Annotated in this window: 8 protein-coding genes; all 8 read left to right on the forward strand. The window is 36.1% G+C overall.

Annotated elements, in window-relative coordinates:
- Positions 1–19: 19 nt before the first annotated feature.
- The gene (locus J0M08_08055; GenBank protein MBN8703003.1) at positions 20–1,216 is read left to right on the forward strand and encodes a hypothetical protein; all 1,197 of its coding nucleotides are present in this window, start codon (positions 20–22) and stop codon (positions 1,214–1,216) included.
- 108 nt (positions 1,217–1,324) lie between these two features.
- On the forward strand, positions 1,325–7,480 hold the full coding sequence (locus J0M08_08060; GenBank protein MBN8703004.1) for a hypothetical protein: 6,156 nt from the start codon (positions 1,325–1,327) through the stop codon (positions 7,478–7,480).
- Positions 7,481–7,561: 81 nt separating this feature from the next.
- The gene (locus tag J0M08_08065; GenBank protein MBN8703005.1) at positions 7,562–7,945 is read left to right on the forward strand and encodes a hypothetical protein; all 384 of its coding nucleotides are present in this window, start codon (positions 7,562–7,564) and stop codon (positions 7,943–7,945) included.
- 46 nt (positions 7,946–7,991) lie between these two features.
- Positions 7,992–9,038 carry an extracellular solute-binding protein gene (locus tag J0M08_08070; GenBank protein ID MBN8703006.1) on the forward strand — a complete coding sequence of 349 codons (1,047 nt, stop codon included), beginning with the start codon at positions 7,992–7,994 and terminating at the stop codon, positions 9,036–9,038.
- Between the two features lie 67 nt (positions 9,039–9,105).
- Positions 9,106–10,722, forward strand: a complete 1,617-nt coding sequence (locus J0M08_08075) for an iron ABC transporter permease (protein ID MBN8703007.1) — start codon at positions 9,106–9,108, stop codon at positions 10,720–10,722.
- The gene (locus J0M08_08080; protein MBN8703008.1) at positions 10,719–11,747 is read left to right on the forward strand and encodes an ABC transporter ATP-binding protein; all 1,029 of its coding nucleotides are present in this window, start codon (positions 10,719–10,721) and stop codon (positions 11,745–11,747) included. Before J0M08_08075 ends, J0M08_08080 begins: the two co-directional genes overlap by 4 nt.
- 173 nt (positions 11,748–11,920) lie before the next feature.
- Entirely contained in the window at positions 11,921–19,579 is a 7,659-nt protein-coding gene (locus J0M08_08085; GenBank protein MBN8703009.1) for a gliding motility-associated C-terminal domain-containing protein, read from the forward strand.
- 19 nt (positions 19,580–19,598) lie between these two features.
- The gene (locus J0M08_08090) at positions 19,599–20,531 is read left to right on the forward strand and encodes a type IX secretion system membrane protein PorP/SprF (protein ID MBN8703010.1); all 933 of its coding nucleotides are present in this window, start codon (positions 19,599–19,601) and stop codon (positions 20,529–20,531) included.
- Positions 20,532–20,547: the final 16 nt, after the last annotated feature.

The following is a 20,547-nucleotide window of genomic DNA, read 5'->3' on the forward strand; positions in this document are numbered from 1 at the left end:
AGTTAGTAAAACATAAACCATGAACTCTTTTCGTATCAACCAGTTGTTTACAACCATTTTAGTTGTAGCTATTTTACTTGGAACGTCTTGCCAAAAATCTACCAAGTTGCTTTATAATGGGCAATATGATTTTGCTATTACTAAGGCAATAAAACAACTAAAAAAAAATAGAAAGAAAAATTTAGATAAAGAGATTTCTGTTTTAGAACAGGCATATAGCATTGCGAATGATAAGGATAGAACACAAATTGAGTTTTTGAAAAAAGAAGGAAGGCCTGATTCGTGGGATGACATATTTAATAAATACAGTTGCTTAAAAGATAGGCAAGAGATTGTAGAACGAGCTATCCCATTCATTGAAAAAAAAGCCGGTAGAAAATTAAAAATAGATTTGGTAAACTATGACAATGAGCTAATTGTTGCGAAGCAAAAAGCTGCCGAATATTATTATGTACACGGAAGTCAGCTGCTAGAAAGAAAAACAAGAGTAGATGCTCGAAATGCATATTATGATTTTAAGCGAGTAAAAGATTATTTTTCTATTTACAAAGATGTTGATCAAAAATTGAATCAAGCTCGGTACGAAGGAACAAATCAAGTTTTGTTTGTGATGAAGAATAATACCGGTATGATTATGCCCCAAGGATTTGAGCAAGAACTGACAAAGATAAGTTTATATGAATTAAACAAAGATTGGACAAACTACAATACTACATTCGACTCCACTAAGTTTTATGATTTTGGGATACTGGTTAATCTTAAAACGATTGATGTAACTCCCGAGTTGGTTAAGGAGAACACTCACACTAATTCTATACAAGTAGAAGATGGTTGGCAATATGTGCTAGATGCAAAAGGAAATGTAAAACGAGATAGTGCCGGAAATGACATCAAAGTGCCAAAGTACACAACCATAAGTTGTATGGTAAAAGAAACTAAGCAGAGTAAAAGAGCCATGGTTTCCGGTTCATTAGATTTTATGAATTTAAAAACAGGTCAATTAATTAAAACGGCTCCAATAACAGCAGAATCTATTTTTGAACATCGGTCAGGATATATTTCCGGAGATTTACGAGCACTAAAACCGGAGCACAAAATTTTGCAAGGTTCGGCACCTATGCCATTTCCTTCCAGTCCGTCTATGATATTAGATGCCGGACAAACACTAAAGAATATGGTAAAAGATATTATTTGGAATAACAAGTATGTATTTTAGGAATGGTTGCATAGGGTACTCTTTTCTCATTCGCTTTACCTACTTCATTTTGTAGGTGTTTTATAGATTTTTGCATTAAATTACATCATATTGAATACATTATAAATTATGAGAAGAATATATTTAGTAGTACTAATTTTAATTCTAGCAATTCTAACAACAACAGCCGCTATTATGTATAAAACTTCGGATAAATCAGATGGGAAGCCGGCTGCTACATACAAGAAAGACTGGGAAAAAGTCGATTCGCTTACTAACGAAGGACTTGCGAAATCAGCATTGCAAGTGGTTGATGATATTTACAAAAAATCTATTTCCGATAAAAATTCAATACAATCTATTAAAGCAATTTTACATCAATTAAAGCTAACATCGTATGTAGATGAAAATTTCTTTAGCACAACCGTTGATAAGCTAAATAAGGAAATAGAGAAAAGTTCAGCTCCCACAAAAAACATACTTCATTCTATAACTGCTGATATATACTGGCAATACTATCAAAACAATCGTTGGAAATTTTTAGACAGAACGACTCGTGCAACCGTTACGGAATCCGATATTGAAACATGGGATTTGGCAAAAATTTCGGAGGTGGTAAATTTTCACTATGCTCAATCGCTTGCTAACAAAGATCTGTTGTGTAATACTTCTATCGCTGACTTCGAGGAAATATTGATTTCTTACGATTCAACTTCTAAAGCCTTGCGCCCCACACTGTTTGATTTTGTTGCCAATAAAGCCTTAAGCTATTATTCAACTACTGAATCGGAATTGACAAAACCTGTATATTCCTTCGAATTAAATGATGTTCGCCATTTCGATAGTGCTCCCGTTTTTGCTAAGCAACTTATTCAACACAAAGATTCCGCTTCTAATAAATTAATGGCATTGAAATTGTTTCAACAACTAATCAATTTGCACCTCACCGACAAACAGCCGGACGCGCTCTATGACATTGATCTGGCAAGAATACAGTTTGTGTATAATCACTCGGTTTTGGAAAATAAGAATCAAGCCTATTTAAATACCTTAACTTCTTTAAAAACAAAATGTACCAATCATCCTTTTTATGCAGAAGTGTGTTACGAGCTTGCAAAATACTATATTGGTACAAGTGCCGACTATAAACCTAAAGAATCTGCCGAACACAAGTGGGATAAAAAAATTGCGTTAGCACTTTGTGAAGAAGGAATAAAAAAATATCCAAATACATTAGGAGCTAATAATTGTACCGTACTTAAAAATCAAATTAACTTCAAAAACCTTTCTATTCAGGCGGATCAGGTTTTGCCTAAGGAGGAAACCGGAAAGCTACTTGTTTCTTACACCAACATCTCTAAATTATATTTTAGAATAATGCAAGTAAGAAATGATTTCAGTGAAATGCAGCACACAGAGAATTACGGCAACGAACAATACGTTAACAAATTACTTAACCTAACTCCGCTTCACACGTGGAGTGTAGATTTGCCGGTTGATTCAGACTATTACAGTCATACCGCAGAAATAAAAACGCCTAAACTTTCTTCCGGTCGATATGCTATACTATGCAGCAACAGTAGCTCGTTTGAAATGCGTAACAACGGTGTTGCATTTTTAGAGCAAACAATTTCGAATATTGGCTACGCAAAAAAAAATATAGATGATGGAGGTTCTGAAATTTTTGTATTTGATAGAACATCCGGATTGCCGATAGCTAAAACTGCTATTACATTGTGGGAAACCGAGTATAACTATTCTGCCCGCCAGTACAAGCGAAAAAAAGGAGTGACCTATGTAACCAACAAAGATGGCAGTTGTGTAATTACAGAAAAGGGGAGTTATAGAAATTACGATTTGCAATTAGTACATAAAGGCGACACGTTGTGGGCAATGAATGATTTGTATTTGTACAAACGAAACAATGAAGTGCGAAAACAAACAAGAACTTTTTTATTTACCGACCGTTCAATATACCGTCCCGGACAAACTATTTACTTCAAAGGGCTGGTATTAGAGCAAACGAATGACGAACATGCGATTAAAACGAATCATTCTTCTGTTGTTACTTTTTATGATGCCAACTATCAAAAAGTATCTTCTTTAAATCTTAAAACAAATGAATACGGAACCTTTTCCGGATCTTTTGTTGCTCCAATGGGATCTGCTACTGGAATGATGCAAATAAGTAACGAAAATGGTAACACTTCTTTTTCCGTTGAAGAATACAAGCGTCCAAAATTTGAAGTGGTATTTAACAAGGCAAATGGAAGCTATAAGTTAAATGATAATGTAGAAATAATAGGTAAAGCAAAAGCATACTCCGGAGCCTCAATTGATGGCGCTTCTGTTAAATACAGAATAGTGCGCAATGCTCGCTTTCCTTATTGGTGCTATTGGTGGAGAGGTTATGCGCCTACTTCAGCGGAAATGGAAATAGCGAATGGTGTTGTTGCAACAAATGATACTGGTGCATTTGTTATTAATTTTAATGCCATAGCTGACAAAAGTGTTTCTAAAGAATTTGACCCAACATTTAATTTTACTATTTATGCGGATGTAACAGATATAAATGGAGAAACACGTTCGTCCGAAACGGTTGTTTCTGTTGGCTATAAGGCATTGTTGCTAGAAATTGATTGCAGTGAGTATGTTTCAAAAGAGAAACTGACTAATCTTGAAATTAAGACCACTAACCTTTCCGGAGAGCCGGAACCTGCGGTTGGAGAAATAACTATCTATAAACTTGCATCTCCTTCTAAAATATATCGCAAGCGTAATTGGAGCGAACCGGAAAAACAACTTTTGTCGAAAACCGAATTTGATAAGTTGTTTCCATCTGATGAATATGCTAACGAGCGGGAATTTTCTAGTTGGGCGAAGGAAACCAAAATTGCAGCGATTGATTTTAATACAGCTAAAGAAAAAACAATTAATCTGGAATCTTTCTCCAAACAATGGAAGCAAGGTGTTTATGTAATTGAAGGTTCATCTAAAGATAAATACGGAGCAGATGTAAAGTCCATTAATTATTTTACGTTGTTTGGTAATGAGGAAAAATCACTCCCTTATTTAACTGCCGACTGGTTCGTTGCTGAAAAGATAAAAGGAGAGCCAGGAGAAAAAGCCGTTGTGAGCATTGGTTCTTCGTATCCCAACACCCGCATTATTTACGAAATTGAAAGCAACGGAAAAATAGAGAAGCGTGAAACGCTTGTTCTGTCTAACGAGAAAAAGACAATCGAAATTCCTATCGAAGAAAAACATCGAGGTAATTTTGCAATACACTTTTTCTACGCGAAAGAAAATAGGACATACATCCACAATCAAATCATTACAGTTCCATACACCAATAAGGAGTTAGATATCATTTTCGAAACATTTAGAAACAAACTGTTGCCGGGAAGTGCCGAAGAATGGACATTAAAAGTAAAAGGTAAAAAAGGAGAAAAAGTAGTTGCTGAAATGTTGGCAGGAATGTATGACGCATCTTTAGATGCATTTAAGCCTCACAACTGGTATTTTTCTATCTATCAAAATTATTATTCGCGTATTACTTGGAATGCAAGTTCAACTTTTGCCTCCTCTCAGTCGGTATTGTTAGCCAGTAATTGGAATACCTATCAAAGCCAGTTGTTTAAAAACTATCATCAACTCAATTGGTTTGGTCTTGGTTTTGGTGGAGATTATTATAATTTTAGAGGCGCCAGAGGTGGACTTCCTGCTATGATGAGCATGGAAGCAGAAGGTGCTGAAATGGACGAAATGGCTCCTAGTGGTGGAGATGGGAAATCTGTTAAGAAAAGAAGTGCCGCAATGGCAATGACAGCAGCGCCTGCAATGATGGGCAAAGCAGAGGCTACTAATAGCAAAGATGAAGCTGTTGTTGGAAATGCTCTAGAGCAAGGAAAGAAAGTGACTCCCGATTTCTCGGATGTAAAAGTCCGCAGTAATTTTAACGAAACAGCATTTTTCTTTCCGCAGCTGCAAACTAATGAGAATGGAGAAATCAGCATTAAGTTTACCATTCCGGATGCGCTTACAAAATGGAAGTTTATGTCTTTTACGCACACCAAAGATTTAAAATTTGGACTGGCACAAAATGAAGTTGTTACGCAAAAACCGCTAATGGTAGTTCCTAACGCACCTCGTTTTTTTAGACAAGGAGATAAACTATTTTTCTCTTCGAAAATTACCAATCTCTCAGATAAAGAACAGTCGGGACAAGTGCAATTGTTTTTAATAGATCCGTTCTCAGGTAAAGCGATAGATGCGGATTTTAAAAATACTAATGCATTAAAATCATTTACGGTAAAAGGCGGATTAAGTATTTCAACGGATTGGGAAGTAATAATTCCCGACAATGCAGAGGCGGTTACCTATAAAGTTGTTGCAAAAACAGCTGATTATAGTGATGGGGAGGAAATGACAATTCCTGTATTAACCAATAGAATGTTGGTTACAGAGGCACTTCCACTGCCAATTAGAGGAAAGCAGACAAAAACATATACATTCGATAAATTTATTTCGCAAAATAATAAATCGACCACGCTTCGTAATCATGCATTAACATTAGAGTTTACAAGTAATCCTGCATGGTACGCAATTCAAGCTCTTCCATATTTAATGGAGTATCCGTATGAATGTGCTGAACAAACATTTAGCCGATATTATGCAAATGCTATTGCGCATCATATAGCCAATTCTAAGCCTAAAATTAAAGCGGTGTTTGAGAGTTGGAAAACACAATCTCCGGATGCGTTGCTATCTAATCTAGAGAAAAATAAAGAGCTGAAAGCGCTTTTGTTGGAAGAAACTCCTTGGGTGTTGCAAGCAAAGAATGAAAGTGAGCGTAAGCGCAGAGTAGCCTTATTGTTTGATTTAAATAAAATGAGTTCGGAGTTGGAGTATGCAATAAAAAAACTGCAAAAGATGCAAACCTCTAATGGCGGATGGCCATGGTTTGAAGGCATGCCGGACGATGCGTACATAACTCAGCATATTGTTTGCGGACTTGGACATTTAGATCATTTAAAAATAAAATCTGTTCGTGAGAATGCAGCCGTTTGGAATATGCTTACAAAAGCGGTTCAATATGTAGATGCTCGCATGCAAGACAGATACAATGATTTGCAGAAGTACAAAATGCTTGATAAATACACGATTGATCAAATGGCAATTCATTATTTATACACACGCAGCTATTTTAAAGATATAGCAGTAGATAATTCGCACAAGACAGCATTTGATTTTTATCTAGCACAAGCATCTAAAAATTGGTTGAAAAATGGCAGATACCTACAAGGGATGGCAGCATTGGCATTGAGCAGGTACAGCGATTCTTCTACACCGAAAAAAATTCTTGCATCGCTTAAAGAAAATGCAATTGTAAGCGAAGAGATGGGAATGTATTGGAAGGAGAGCTATACGGGCTATTGGTACGAATCGCCCATCGAATCCCATGCTATGCTAATTGAAGCATTTGATGAAATAGCTAACGATACCAAAGTGGTGAATGACTTGAAAACTTGGTTGCTAAAAAACAAGCAAACGAACGATTGGAAAACAACCAAAGCGACAACCGAAGCTTGCTATGCGCTTTTATTAAGAGGTGAAGATTGGTTAGATACCGAAATAAACTCTGAAATAACCCTTGGTACAACAAAAATCGATCCTTATAAAATGGATGGGACAAAGGTGGAAGCTGGAACAGGCTATTTTAAAACAACTTGGAGAAGCAGCGATATAAAACCAGAAATGGGAAATATTACTATTGCAAAAACTAAAGAAGGTATTTCTTGGGGAGCTATGTATTGGCAGTACTTTGAACAGTTAGATAAAATTCCAAGTGCAACAAACAATCCACTAAAAGTTGCTAAAAAATTATTTGTTGAAACGGTTTCGGATAAAGGACCTGTGTTAACGGCTATTACAGATATAACAAAATTAAAACCCGGAGATAAAGTAAAAGTGCGAATAGAATTGCGTGTGGACAGAAATATGGAATATGTTCATCTAAAAGACATGCGGGCTTCGTGCTTTGAACCTACCAATGTGCTAAGTAGCTACAAATGGCAAGGAGGATTGGGTTATTACGAAAGTACACGCGATGCGGCTACTAATTTCTTTATTTCGTATTTGCCAAAAGGAACATATGTGTTTGAATATCCATTGATAGTTAGCCATTATGGAAATTTCTCTAATGGTATCACAACCATCCAATGTATGTATGCGCCTGAGTTTACAACACATTCGGAGGGAATACGGGTAAGTGTAGAGAAGTAGTTGTTTTTTATTGTATCGGATACTCATAATTTGTCATTTTTTGTATTAGAAAGTGGCATTTCTTTTCGTATCTTAAAAACAATGATTTTAAGTTGCCGTTTATTCTTACTTACTTGTTTAGTATTCTTTTCGTTTGCAATTTGTACCCAAACAACCTATACAGTAAGCACTTTGGTAGATGAATCTGACGGAAATTTTTCTGCCGGAGATTTCTCTTTGCGCGAAGCTATAGAACAATCGAATGCTGATGGTGTTGCCAGTACAATTGTATTTGCTATTACAGGAGGAGGAGCTTATACGTTTACCATTGCCAATGCACTAGGAGCGCTTCCGGCTTTAACAGAGAACAATACACTTATTGACGGTTGGACAAATATTGGAGATATGCCAACACAAAATGTTAATACGCCCATTAGTTCTTCAAGGGATAGAGATCTTTTTAATAAAAAGCTTCTAGTGAAATAGTATTCTGTTTTTTTATTGTAACTTATACCAATTAAGGATACGCAAAATGAAAAGAATTGGGAAAGCACTTCTACTTCTAACAATTTCACTACTTCTGTTTTCGTGTAACAATCAATCAGAAAATGCAGACGAACAAATAACAGCGAAGGAGGTTACAGTCTATTCTCAAAGGCATTACGAGTCTGACGATTCGTTGTATGCACTATTTACAAAACAAACCGGTATCAAAGTAAATTTAATAAAAGCAAAAGCCGATGAACTTATTAATAAATTACAATTGGAAGGGGGGAATTCTCCTGCTGATGTTTTTATTACAGTTGATGCAGAACGATTAATTAGAGCAAAGCAGAAAAATTTATTACAACCTATTTCTTCTGATGTACTTTCTGATATTACCTCGGAATTAAAAGATTCTTCCGGCTATTGGACGGCACTTACATACCGAGCGAGAGTGTTAGCATGTATAAATACCCTAGAAAAAAATAAATTACCTGCCACATACCAAGAACTTGCAAGTCTAAAATGGAAAGGAAGAATATTGGTTCGCTCCTCCGAAAGTGGCTATAACCAAGCTCTTTTATCATCCATTATTTTTAATACAAATGAAACTATTGCTAAGCAGTGGGCCGCAAGTATTGTTCAGAATTTAGCGAGAGAACCTAAAGGGAATGATAGGGATCAAATGAAGGCTGTTGCTGCAGGTGTTGGGGATGTAGCAATTGTTAATTCATATTACTACGCACTTCTTCTACAGTCAAAAGATAAAACAGAACGCGATGCTGCAAGCAAATTGAAAATTATTTTCCCGAATCAAAATGAAAGTGGGACGCATGTTAATATAAGCGGAGTTGCTCTAACAGCCAGCTCTCCTAATAAAGAGAACGCGATACAGCTAATTAAATTTTTGCTGGGTAAAGATGCTCAAGAATATTTAACAATTAGAAATTGTGAATATCCTGCGAATAGAAATGTTCAAGCAAATGAAGTGTTGAAACAATTGAGTGTTTTTAAGGCAGACTTTAATGCAGTTGCTCACTTGGAGGAAAATCATGAAAAGGCAATGATGATTTTTAACGAAGTTGGTTGGAAATAAAATTGATATTTATACTATCATATTGGGTATGTCATTCTTAATTGCAAGACACACAAATTGAAACTGGATGAGCAATCTTAGAAAATATTTTTCTCTTTCTTCCATCACAACCTATATCATATCCATCCTTATTTTACTGCCTATCCTTGTTTTGACATTTAATTTTTTGGGAGGGTCGAATAAAATTTGGGAACATTTGTACAATACTGTACTTGTAGGATATCTAGCCAATACAATGCTTCTATTGCTTGGTGTTGGTTTAATTTCATTCGTAATTGGAGTGTCTTGCGCCTGGATTGTTACTGCATATGAGTTTAAGGGGCGTGCATTTTTTGAATGGGCATTGGTGCTCCCATTGGCTATTCCACCTTATGTAGCAGCCTATTCCTATTCAGGAATTTTTGATTTTACTAGTCCTCTTTCCTTATATACAACAGAATTTACAGGATATACTAATGTGTTTGCAAACTTTATGTCGCTGCGTTCTTTGGTGCTAATACTAAGTATGATAATGTATCCATATATTTATCTTTTTGCTAAAACAGCTTTTGCAAATCAATCTGTAAAATTGCTTGGTGCTTCCAGAACATTGGGTAGCACAAGCGTGCGCACATTTTTTTGGGTTGCGTTGCCACTTGCACGCCCAATGCTTGCAGGCGCTACATCAATAGTGTTTATGGAGCTGCTAAATGACTATGGTGCCATGAAGTATTATGGTGTTGACACAATTACTACAGCCATTTGTCAAGTATGGTTTTCTTTTAATGATGTTTTGGCAGCAACCAAATTAGCTGTTTTGCTTATGCTCATAAGTATGGTAATTATCGGTGTGGAGCAACTAATGCGGTTTAGGGGCGCATACACTCAACCTGACACAAATACCATTACAGTTAGCAGAATTAAACTAAATGGATACAAATTAGTTGTTGCGCTGTTTGTTTGTTGTGTGCCTTTTATATTCGGTTTTGTTCTGCCTATTGCACAACAGATTTATTGGTTTTCTATTTACAAAACAACAATTGTTTCAGCTACACTTTTTGAATGGGCTATTAATTCTATTAAAATGTCATTGTTGGCATCTGTAATTGCTGTTGCTTTGGCATTGTTATTTTTATACACGGTAGTAGAATCAAAAAATAAGATTCAAAAACTACTAACACGATTTGTAGGTATTGGATATGTTTTTCCTGGGGCAGTGTTAGCTATAGGAATTATAATTCCATTTATTTTTGTTCATAATTACTTCGCACAGCATTATGAAGGTTACAACTTGCAAAATGGATTGATTATAGGCGGAACAATTGCCTTAGTGTTTGGGTATGTTGTTCGTTTTCTAGTTTTCCCATTAACAATTATTCACTCCGAAAACGAAAAAATTGCAACAAAGGTAATAGAGGCGGCTATACTACTTGGAAAATCAAAATGGAGTTCGTTTTTTAAAATAAATCTTCCGTTACTTAAAAAATCAATATTGGTAGGAGGGTTGTTGGTATTTATAAATGTGTTAAAAGAAATACCGCTTACTATTATTCTCCGTCCGTTTAATTTTGAAACATTGGCAACAAAGTCATTTGAACTTGCGAAGAACGAGATGGTTGGTGAAGCTGCAGGCTTATCATTAATAATAATACTTTTAAGCAGTATTCCTGTATTAGTATTATATAAATTATTTTTTAGAAAGTGAATTACTTTAGCTTACATAACATTACTAAGCGATTTAGGAATGCACACTCAGATGTGTTATCGGGCATTTCGCTTGAATTAAAAAAAGGAGAAATACTTGCCTTGCTCGGTAAAAGTGGGTGTGGAAAAACAACACTCTTGCGTGCCATTGCAGGATTAGAAGAATTAAATGACGGAGAGTTTGTTTTAAACAATACAACGCTCAATAGTTCTAAGGTGTTTATACAACCAGAAAAAAGAAGAATAGGACTTGTATTTCAAGATTATGCATTATTTCCACATTTAACAGCGTTAGAAAATATTTCATTTGGATTGGGTGCATTACCAAAAAAGGAAAGAGCTGTAAAAGCCCAACTGTATCTGGAAAAAGTAGGGTTGCAAAACATGGGAAATTATTACCCACACGAGCTTTCCGGAGGACAACAACAAAGATTGGCTTTGGCAAGAACACTCGCAACAGAGCCGTTATTGCTTTTGCTAGACGAGCCGTTCAGTAATTTAGACGATACATTGAAAAAGGAAATGAGAATGGTGGTGAGAGATATAATAGACTCTTTTGGGATAACAACTATTGTAGTTACGCATGATGCGAATGATGCGTTTGCATTAGCCGACAGGGTTGCAGTTATGCAAGATGGACAACTTATACAAGTTGGTACATCTTTAGATATTTACAAGTATCCGAAGAGTGAATATGTTGCAAGATTAACAGGTTCCGTGAATGTTTTGAATGCAGTAGCTGTAGAATCCAATCGTGTTCAAATAGAAAATTCTATAATTCAAATAGAACCTCAAAAGTTAGTTATAAACCAGCGCTATAAATTGGTTATTCGCCCGGAGAATGTTCAACTGTCTAGCAAAGGAAGTGTTGATGCAGTTGTGAAAGCGGTTTCGTTTTTAGGAGCTTATTATGAAATCCTTGTTGCTGTTGGTAATTGTAGGTTGTTGGTACATACAAAGGATAGTAGATTTTTAGTTGGAGAAAAAGTGAAGTTAGAATTTTTGGAAATTTTTATTTGCGAATAAATACAAATTAGTTGTCCCTAAAATGTGTAAATTCAACCCATAATTTCTTTTCTACTAAAGGAAAAATAAATTCTAATTTGTCTAGTATATGAAATAGCCAGCTTTCCGAAGTGTAAACACGAATAAAGCTAATATGACTATATTATATGATAATTGAAAGTAATAATACCTATATGAAAACTCGTTTTACTCTTTTTATAGTTGGCCTTTTGGCTTTATTCTTTAACTCAATCAATGCACAAACAATTATCTGGGGAAATATAACATCTTCGTCTCCTGCGGTAGTTTGTGGCGATGGAAGCCTTCTGTCGCTTTCTTTTACGGCTGGTGGTGGCGGCTTAACCAATGGAGTAGTGGAAGTACATTTGCCTGCTAATATTACGTATGGAGGAAATTTTTCTTATACCCGAAGCGGAACCGGATCGATTGTTTACGACAACACTTCTAGTTCAAGTAGCCCTCGTTTTTTGCTAGACACCGTTGTCAATGCCGAAAACATTACAATAAATTTTAGTCGTTTGGTAAGCTGTGGTGCTGCCGCAACAACACGTGATACTGTTTTTGTTTACAACGGAACAACTCAAATTGGGAATAAAAAAATCACACCGGTGTATAATATTCAAAGTGCATCATTAAGTGTGTTGGGTGTTTCTAATGTTCCTTCGCCTGCATCTATTGCATCGGTTGTTGCTCGCACTATTCGAATTACCAATCAAGATTTTGGATATGTGAAGAAGTTCAAATTTGTAGATGTTTTTGATGCAAACAGTTTGTCTGTTGATGTAAATAGTTTTACCATAGATCCTACTTCTTCTAATTATTCTGTTAACTCAAGTTATATAACCTTAGCTCCAACTAACGACAGCGTGTATATCAACTTTGACACAACACTTATAAAACAAATAGGGGATTTTGATATTTATTTTGAAAAAAACGAAACATTTGAATTAGAATATAATGTAACACCGCTTACTTGTGGCTCTGCATCGGGGTCGATAGCGTCAAATTTATATGTGTCTTGGAAGTGTGATAGTATAGCATCTGATTGCCAAGTTGGAAGCGCTAATTTTGATATTGCATTAGATGCCGGTGGAATACCTAGCTTAAGCTTTGTAAGGGATAATCCGACAAACAAAATATGTTTAGGTCTTTCCGCAAATCAAAAAAAAATACGAATAATCAATTCAGGGAATGGAGATGCAACTAATGTATTGATTGATTTGGTAAATTTATTTGCAGGTGCTGGCCGAAATTATATTGATACTGCTAGTGTTCGTTATAAGGTTGGAGCTAATGGTGCTTTGGTTAAGCCGATTCTGTCGGGAGTAGTACTAAGAAATAATGGAGGGAATACCGTTGCTAATAATTGTAATATAAATGGACTTCCCCATTCATTCAAATTATTAATCGGAACTATTCCTGCGGGAGATACGGTTTGGGTACAATATGATATGTATTTTTGTGCATACAACTATTGCCCAAATTCTGCTACAACTCAGTATGGAAACGTTTTTACAGAGTTGAGTGGAATGAAAATAAATCAAGCTACCTACCAGAGTTTGTGTGGTACTAATTACACAGCTTCTAATATACTTATTGAGGGAGGAGACGCTCCTAAATCAACTGTTAATTCTAATTTTCCGGGTGATATTAATGCTGGCGAAACAAAAGAATTTATTGTTGATGTAACAGCAGAATCGTATGGAGGCACTTCTAGGCAATATGTTCAATCCTCTGCCGCTTACTATGAAGTAGAACTGACATTGCCTTCAGGAATTGAATTTGACAATTCTGGTGGCGATGGTGTTAGATGGTATACTCCAGGTCGAACAACTTTTTGGAGTGGATTTACTATTGTTACCAATACCACCTCCTCTTTAATAGTTCGTTTCCCAGTTTCATCAAAGCCCGGAGTGAGCTTTACGAATAGTGAATTAGTGTTTAAGCTAAAAGGAGTTGATTATTCAGGTAGTGGTGGAAGTTGCGGAAATAAAACTATCGCAACTTCTTTGCGTTTTAATCCTGACGCTGCAAACACTTGTCCTACTTCTTCAGTTTTGTCATTGAACTGTTTTTCGTCCTCTGTTAATTTACATTGTCCAAATCCATCTTGTGTTGGTATGGTATTTTCTTCGTTTTCGGCCGAAAGAAATAATTTTGGTCTTGTAGATAATGATAACAATGGAGTTGTAGATGGCTCAGGTAGTATAAGTATGTCTAGTGTAAGAAAAGACAGACTTATGTTTGGAGATACTTTAAAAGTTTCGTTTGGTGGTGTTGTAAACACGGACATCTCAAATCCAACCTTTTCAAAAGGATATGCAAAGTTGATTGTTCCTACCCTCAATACTTATTTTACTTCATTAACAGCCAACGCCACCATTAAAAGAGCATCTGGAGGATCAATCCTTTCCGGAACAATTGCGGCATCAATAATTGCAGATTCTATTTTTTATGATTATTCCACTTTAGCCGGTAATGTTTTTAATGAGGATGATACAGTGCTGGTAGAGGTTACTTTGCGAATGAAACATAATACAGGTGGTAACATTGTAACAGTTCCTGTAAGTTCTGAATTTTATGTTTCCCAAGTATCTAATCCATATGGTATAAATAAATTTGGATGTGATAGCTATGCTGAAATAATAAACTTAGTTGGTTATTATTTTACTATCTATCATATTTCATCTGATGGTACTTCTCAGAACATAGACAATTTTCTTAATTTTTCTCAAGGATGCCAAGATAAGATTTATGGTATTGCTTACTATTTAAGTGTCGGACCTTGTTGTAGCAATTATAGCGGAGGAAATCTTTTTCCATTTGAGGTGAGACGATGGAGCTTTTTAGATACAGTTCAATATACCATGCCTAACGGATATCAATTAATTAGCTCTTCCGCAATTAATCAGCGCACCGGTGGCACTAATGTAACTACAAACGAAACTTCCGCTACCGTTCCATTTACAAGTAATGGAAATATATATACGTTTAATTTCAAAAATTTATACATTCAAAATGGAGGTTCTTCTTTTAATGTAAGTGATGATGGTTGGTTAATAAAGCATTATTTAACTATTCGCCCAACAGGTAATGCTCCGTATGGTGTTAACCAATCTTTTGCGTCTAAATACTCTTTTGGAAGTTCTTCTGCTATCCCATATACCGTGCAATCAAATACCAATAGTTGGATGCTAAACTATGTAGGTCCTAAACCAGATCTAACTTCTGCTGCAACTAATTTGAACGGATATTCTAATCTTGTTACGTGGGATGTAGATGTTCGTAATTTGGACGCAACAATACCGGCTGCAAATAATTGGTTGTATGTTTCCGGTTTGTCTAACGGAGTTACAATCACTACAGTTACAGATGGAACTGTTACTGTTACTCCAGATGCAAATGGGTTTTATCAGTTGGGAACACTCGCTGCATCAGGGATAAAAAACATTCAAATTACAGGAGATTATAATTTGTGTGGCAAAGATAGTATCAAAGTATATACCGGATATAGTTGTATATCTTATCCAACCTCCTTATATAATTCATCTACTTTTATTTGGGATAGTTTGAAATTATATATTCAACCTACTCCGGCTCAAATTGCAATCAGCATCACGCCACTAATAAATACACCAACAGACCCAAGCGATGGATTTTCTGCAGCTTATGGTGCAAATACTATAAATATGTGTAATGAGTTTCCTATGCAATTGCAAATTAATAGTGCGCAACCTAGCACCATTTATAATGTGTATTCTCTTATGCAGTTGCCAACAAACGGACTTGGACAATCCGGTTTAGACTTTGTAAGTGCTTCCGGATATATAGAGTATCCAATTGGTACAACACCTCGTCCTTTTTCTGTAGCTGCAAATGCAGCATTGGCAGTCTCTGGTCAAACATCTCTTACCTTTAATTTGGCACAAATAGATCCTACTTATTTTGCTCCATCTGCTACCAAAGGCTTAAAGGGCTCTATAGAAACAGATAGCAACAAGGTGATACTTCGATTTAAAATGTTGAGTAATTGCAATTTGGTTTCCGGGTCGGTGTGTCGTGCCGCAGGATATGCTAAAGCTCCGTGTGGATCGGATGCAATAGGAAATGCCGTTACCGTTTCAAGTAGCGTGTTGGGAATTACAGGTGTTAGTCCTACAAACGGCATTGATATTGATTTAGATATTTCATCACCTAATTTTTCTAGCTGCTCGGCAGTACAAACCGGTACAATAACAATAACAAAAATTGGCAATTCACCTTTAAGTCCAACCGACTCTATTTATTTATCACTTCCTTCGGTAATAAATGTAAATGCGCTCAATTGGGTAAGTGGTGTTGGTTCTCAGCCTCTGCTCAACACGGTGGTGGTAGGTACAAATCAAATAGTAAGTTGGCAATACCCACAACAATTTAATCTACTGTTAAATAATGGAAATGGATTTACTGCAACCTATACGTTTACTTTTACATTAGGTAGCATTTTGCCAACAACTCCTTCCACAGGAATGATAACAATTCAGGGAATAGAGAAAATAAATATTTTGTGTGGCATACTTCCTTGCGCTAATGCTGGTGTATTAATGGAAAATCAGTTGGATGTTCCAATTACTATTGCTTCGCCTATGGTAGGTATTGCAAAGGAAGTTTCTAATATTCAAATGTTGACAGATACAACCTACGCTGTAACGTTTAATTTGATTGCACAAAATTATAGTAATGTAGTTGTTGCAAATATTCAAATACGAGATACATTACTTAATGCATTCGCTGGAGCTGCTACTTATACAGTATCATCATATACTTCCACCGGAACCTTATATACAAAAAATGGATACAATGGTTCTTCTGTAGATTCATTGTTGAATAGTTCTATCAGTACATTGAATGTTGGAGCTGTTGATACGGTACAATTATCTGTTGTAGTAAATACACATGGTAGTGCCTATGGTCCATTTTACAATTCTGCTTATGTTTTCGGAGTTACTAGTTTAGGTTGCATTACAAAAGATAAATCAGATTGGGGGTCGAATCCGGATTCAAACGGAAATGGAAATCCATCCGATTCATTAGAGGACACACCCACTCCTATATTTTTATCTAATCCAGTGTTAGGTGTGGCAAAGACGGTAGTTTCTGCAGTATTGCAAAGCAATCATTCGTATAGTGTTACTTATTCTATAATAGTTGAAAATTTAGGCAATGTAAATCTTTCTTCTGTTCAGGTTGTAGATAGTTTGAGCAATACGTTTGGAGCACCTGCCACTTATACTGTTACATCTGTTGCTGCTACAGGCAGCTTAGTTGCAAATAGTTTGTTTAATGGTTCTACAAATGATACGTTGCTACTAGCTTCTGTAAGTTCCATCCCGGCTGGAGGACTAGATACTATCACATTAGTATTGCAAGTTAGTCCTAACGGATTTTTTGGGCCGTTTTATAATTCGGCCATTGCAAGCGGTGTTGGCGTGGGAGTAAATAATTCAGTTGTTAGTACAACGGATGTTTCTGATAATGGCACAGATCCTGATCCTAATGGAAATAACAACCCTAGAGATGTAAATGAAGATGACTCTACACCATTAATATTTGCCCCGTCTAGCGTAATTGGTGTAGCTAAAGCTGTTTCTTCGCCTACATTGCAGAGCAATGGAAATTACCTTGCTACATACAATGTTGTGGTAGTGAATTATGGAAACGACACACTTACTTCAGTTCAAGTGGTAGATAATTTAAGTACAACATTCCCTTTGCCAACAACTTTTACTGTTGTAACTCCACCAACAAGCACCGGATTCTTAACCGTAGATAATACGTTTGATGGAAGTACAAACACAAATCTATTAATCGCAGGTAGTAGTATTCTTGTTAGTGGCGCTGTAGATACTATTTCTTTTGCAATTGAAATTACAGGCAATGGGCCAGCAGGACCATTCAATAATACTGCATTTGCAAGTGGTGTGAGTGTAGTAACTTCAATTTCTGTTGCAGATACATCCACCAATGGATATAATCCGGATTTGAATGCCAACAATAATCCTCATGATGTTGGAGAAGATATTCCAACTCCATTGTGGTTGTACAATTCTGTTCTTGGGGTGGCAAAATCAGTTTCTTCTTCAACATTACAAGCAACAGGAATCTATAGTGTAACGTATAAAGTAGTTGTAACTAATTATGGAAATAACTCAATCGACTCTATTCAGGTAGCAGATAATTTAAGTGCAACATTTCCTCTGCCGACAACTTTTACAGTTACATCAGCGCCTTCAGCCGCTGTATTAACTGCTAATACAGGGTTTAATGGAGCCTCAAATACTAATTTGCTTTCTATGTTAACCAGTAGTTTATCTGCCGGACAGTCCGATACTATTTTATTTACGGTGGCTATTTCTGCTAACGGCTTTTTTGGACCATTTTACAATACAGCTTTTGTAAGTGGAGTAGGGAATGGAAACTTGACGCTAGTAAGTGACACCTCAACCAACGGAAACAATCCAGATCCGAACGGAAATGGAAATCCTTCGGATGCAAACGAAAATATTCCAACACCATTACTCTTAACACCAAATGCTGTTATTGGTATGGCAAAGGCGGTATCAGCACCATCGCTTCAACCGGATGGAACTTATTTAGTTACTTATACTGTAGTTGTTAAAAATTATGGAAACGACACCATCAAAACAATTCAGGTTGTAGATAATTTGGCAAGTACATTTCCTCCGCCATCTACATTTACTGTAACCGCACCACCAACTGGTTCTGGAACATTATTCTTTAATACATTATACAATGGTAATACAGATATAAATTTATTAAATACGAATAGCTTTTTAGCTGCCGGAGATAGTGGTAAAATTATATTTACGGTTGCTCTCTCAAATAACGGAATGTTTGGACCATTTAAAAATTCTGCAATAGGTACAGGAGTTGGTAGCGCAAGTGGAACCGTGGTTTCCGATACATCAACAGCCGGAACCAATCCGGATCCTAACGGGAATAGTAATCCGAGTGATGCAGGAGAAAGTTTAACAACAGACTTTAGTCTTACTCCAAATGCATCTATTGGAGTTGCAAAGGTTGTAACAGCGGCTGAGAAATTGAATGATGGTAGTTACAACGTTTCATATTTGATAACAGTAGTTAATTATGGAAACGAGATTCTTGCAAATATTCAGGTTACAGATAATTTAGTAAATACATTCCCTAGTCCAACAACTTTTATGTTGTCGTCAGGAGTAATAACTACAGGTGGTCTTACCGCAAATGTAAATTATAATGGAGTAGGAGACGTTGATTTGTTGAGTAGCCTTACAAGCACACTTAACATTGGAGATACGGCAACAATTTCCTTCAGTGTTCGAGTATATCCACCAGCAGGGCAAACAACATACTATAATGTTGCGTTGGCTAGTGCTGTTGGTAATTCTAGTGGCAATATTACTACAGATGCTTCTCAGAATGGAACAGCGCCTGACCTTAATGGTAATGACAATCCTTCTGATGTAGGAGAGGACACTCCAACTCCTTTAGTTTTAGACGGTCCAGATATAAAAATTCCGGACGGATTTACACCTAATGGAGATGGCGTAAATGATGCATTTGTTATTGTTGGGTTGTACGCATATCCAAACAATGTGCTTAAAATATTTAATCGTTGGGGAAATTTAATCTATGAGATAAAGGGCTACCAAAATGATTGGGATGGCTACCCTAATGTAGATACTCCAATGATTGGAAAAGATAAAGTTCCTAATGGCACTTATTTTTATGTGCTTGATTTAGGCGATGGAGGAAAAGGATATACCGGATACTTAGTAATTAAATATTAATTGTAATACCCCTATTGTTATGCAAAAATATAGAAACACATTAGCTGTATTGATTTTGTTTGTAGGTGTTGTAAAAGCCCAGTACGACCCTATGTTTACTCAATACATGTTTAACGAAGCATTTATTAATCCTGCCTATGCAGGCTCTAAGGAGGCGGTGTCGTTAACTTCGTTGTATCGCTCCCAGTGGGTAAATATTCCTGGAGCGCCTAAAACAATTAGTTTTTCTGCGCATGCTCCATTGATGAATAATAAAATGGGATTGTCGTTTTCTTTATTGAATGATAAAATTGGTGTTGCTAACAGAACAATGAGTTTTGTGGGATATGCGTATCGTTTTAAACTTTCAAAAGGGTTATTCTCTCTAGGTTTGCAAGCCGGTATGAATAGTATAGAAGAGAAATTGTCGCAGTTAAATACTACTACACAGGGAGATCAATTATTTGCAGCTAACACACCTACAGTACGTACACCTAATTTTGGATTTGGAATGTATTATTACACCGGACGTTTTTATACCGGATTGTCAATTCCTCGATTGGTAAATAATGATATTAAGTTAAATGCAAATCAACAAATTGAGAAGAAAAACAAATTTCAACCAGATAACTTTCATTACTTTTTTGTGGCAGGATACGTATTTGATGTTGCGGATGATATAAAACTAAAACCGCAAATGATGACCAAAGTTGTAAAAAATGCACCAATAGAAGTGGATATGAATGTAAATGTGTTATTGAAAGAGTTGCTTTGGCTAGGTATTTCCTATCGTACTAAAGCCGATATATCTGCATTGGTTGGATATCAAGTAACCCCACAATTACTTATAAATTATTCATACGACTATTCATTAACGGCATTGCAGCAATACAATTCCGGCTCGCATGAAATTGCGATAAATTATTTGTTTAGTTACAACAAAAGAAAAATTGCATCTCCAAGATATTTTTAATTTGACATAAAAGCGC

The organism is Bacteroidota bacterium, assembly GCA_017303975.1.
GTDB lineage: Bacteria > Bacteroidota > Bacteroidia > JAFLBG01 > JAFLBG01 > JAFLBG01.

Coding starts and splice junctions, on each gene's coding strand:
- J0M08_08090 (MBN8703010.1), top strand. CDS start 19,599: ATGCAAAAATATAGAAACACATTAGCTGTATTGATTTTGTTTGTAGGT.
- J0M08_08075 (MBN8703007.1), top strand. CDS start 9,106: ATGAGCAATCTTAGAAAATATTTTTCTCTTTCTTCCATCACAACCTAT.
- J0M08_08055 (MBN8703003.1), top strand. CDS start 20: ATGAACTCTTTTCGTATCAACCAGTTGTTTACAACCATTTTAGTTGTA.
- J0M08_08060 (MBN8703004.1), top strand. CDS start 1,325: ATGAGAAGAATATATTTAGTAGTACTAATTTTAATTCTAGCAATTCTA.
- J0M08_08065 (MBN8703005.1), top strand. CDS start 7,562: ATGATTTTAAGTTGCCGTTTATTCTTACTTACTTGTTTAGTATTCTTT.
- J0M08_08085 (MBN8703009.1), top strand. CDS start 11,921: ATGAAAACTCGTTTTACTCTTTTTATAGTTGGCCTTTTGGCTTTATTC.
- J0M08_08070 (MBN8703006.1), top strand. CDS start 7,992: ATGAAAAGAATTGGGAAAGCACTTCTACTTCTAACAATTTCACTACTT.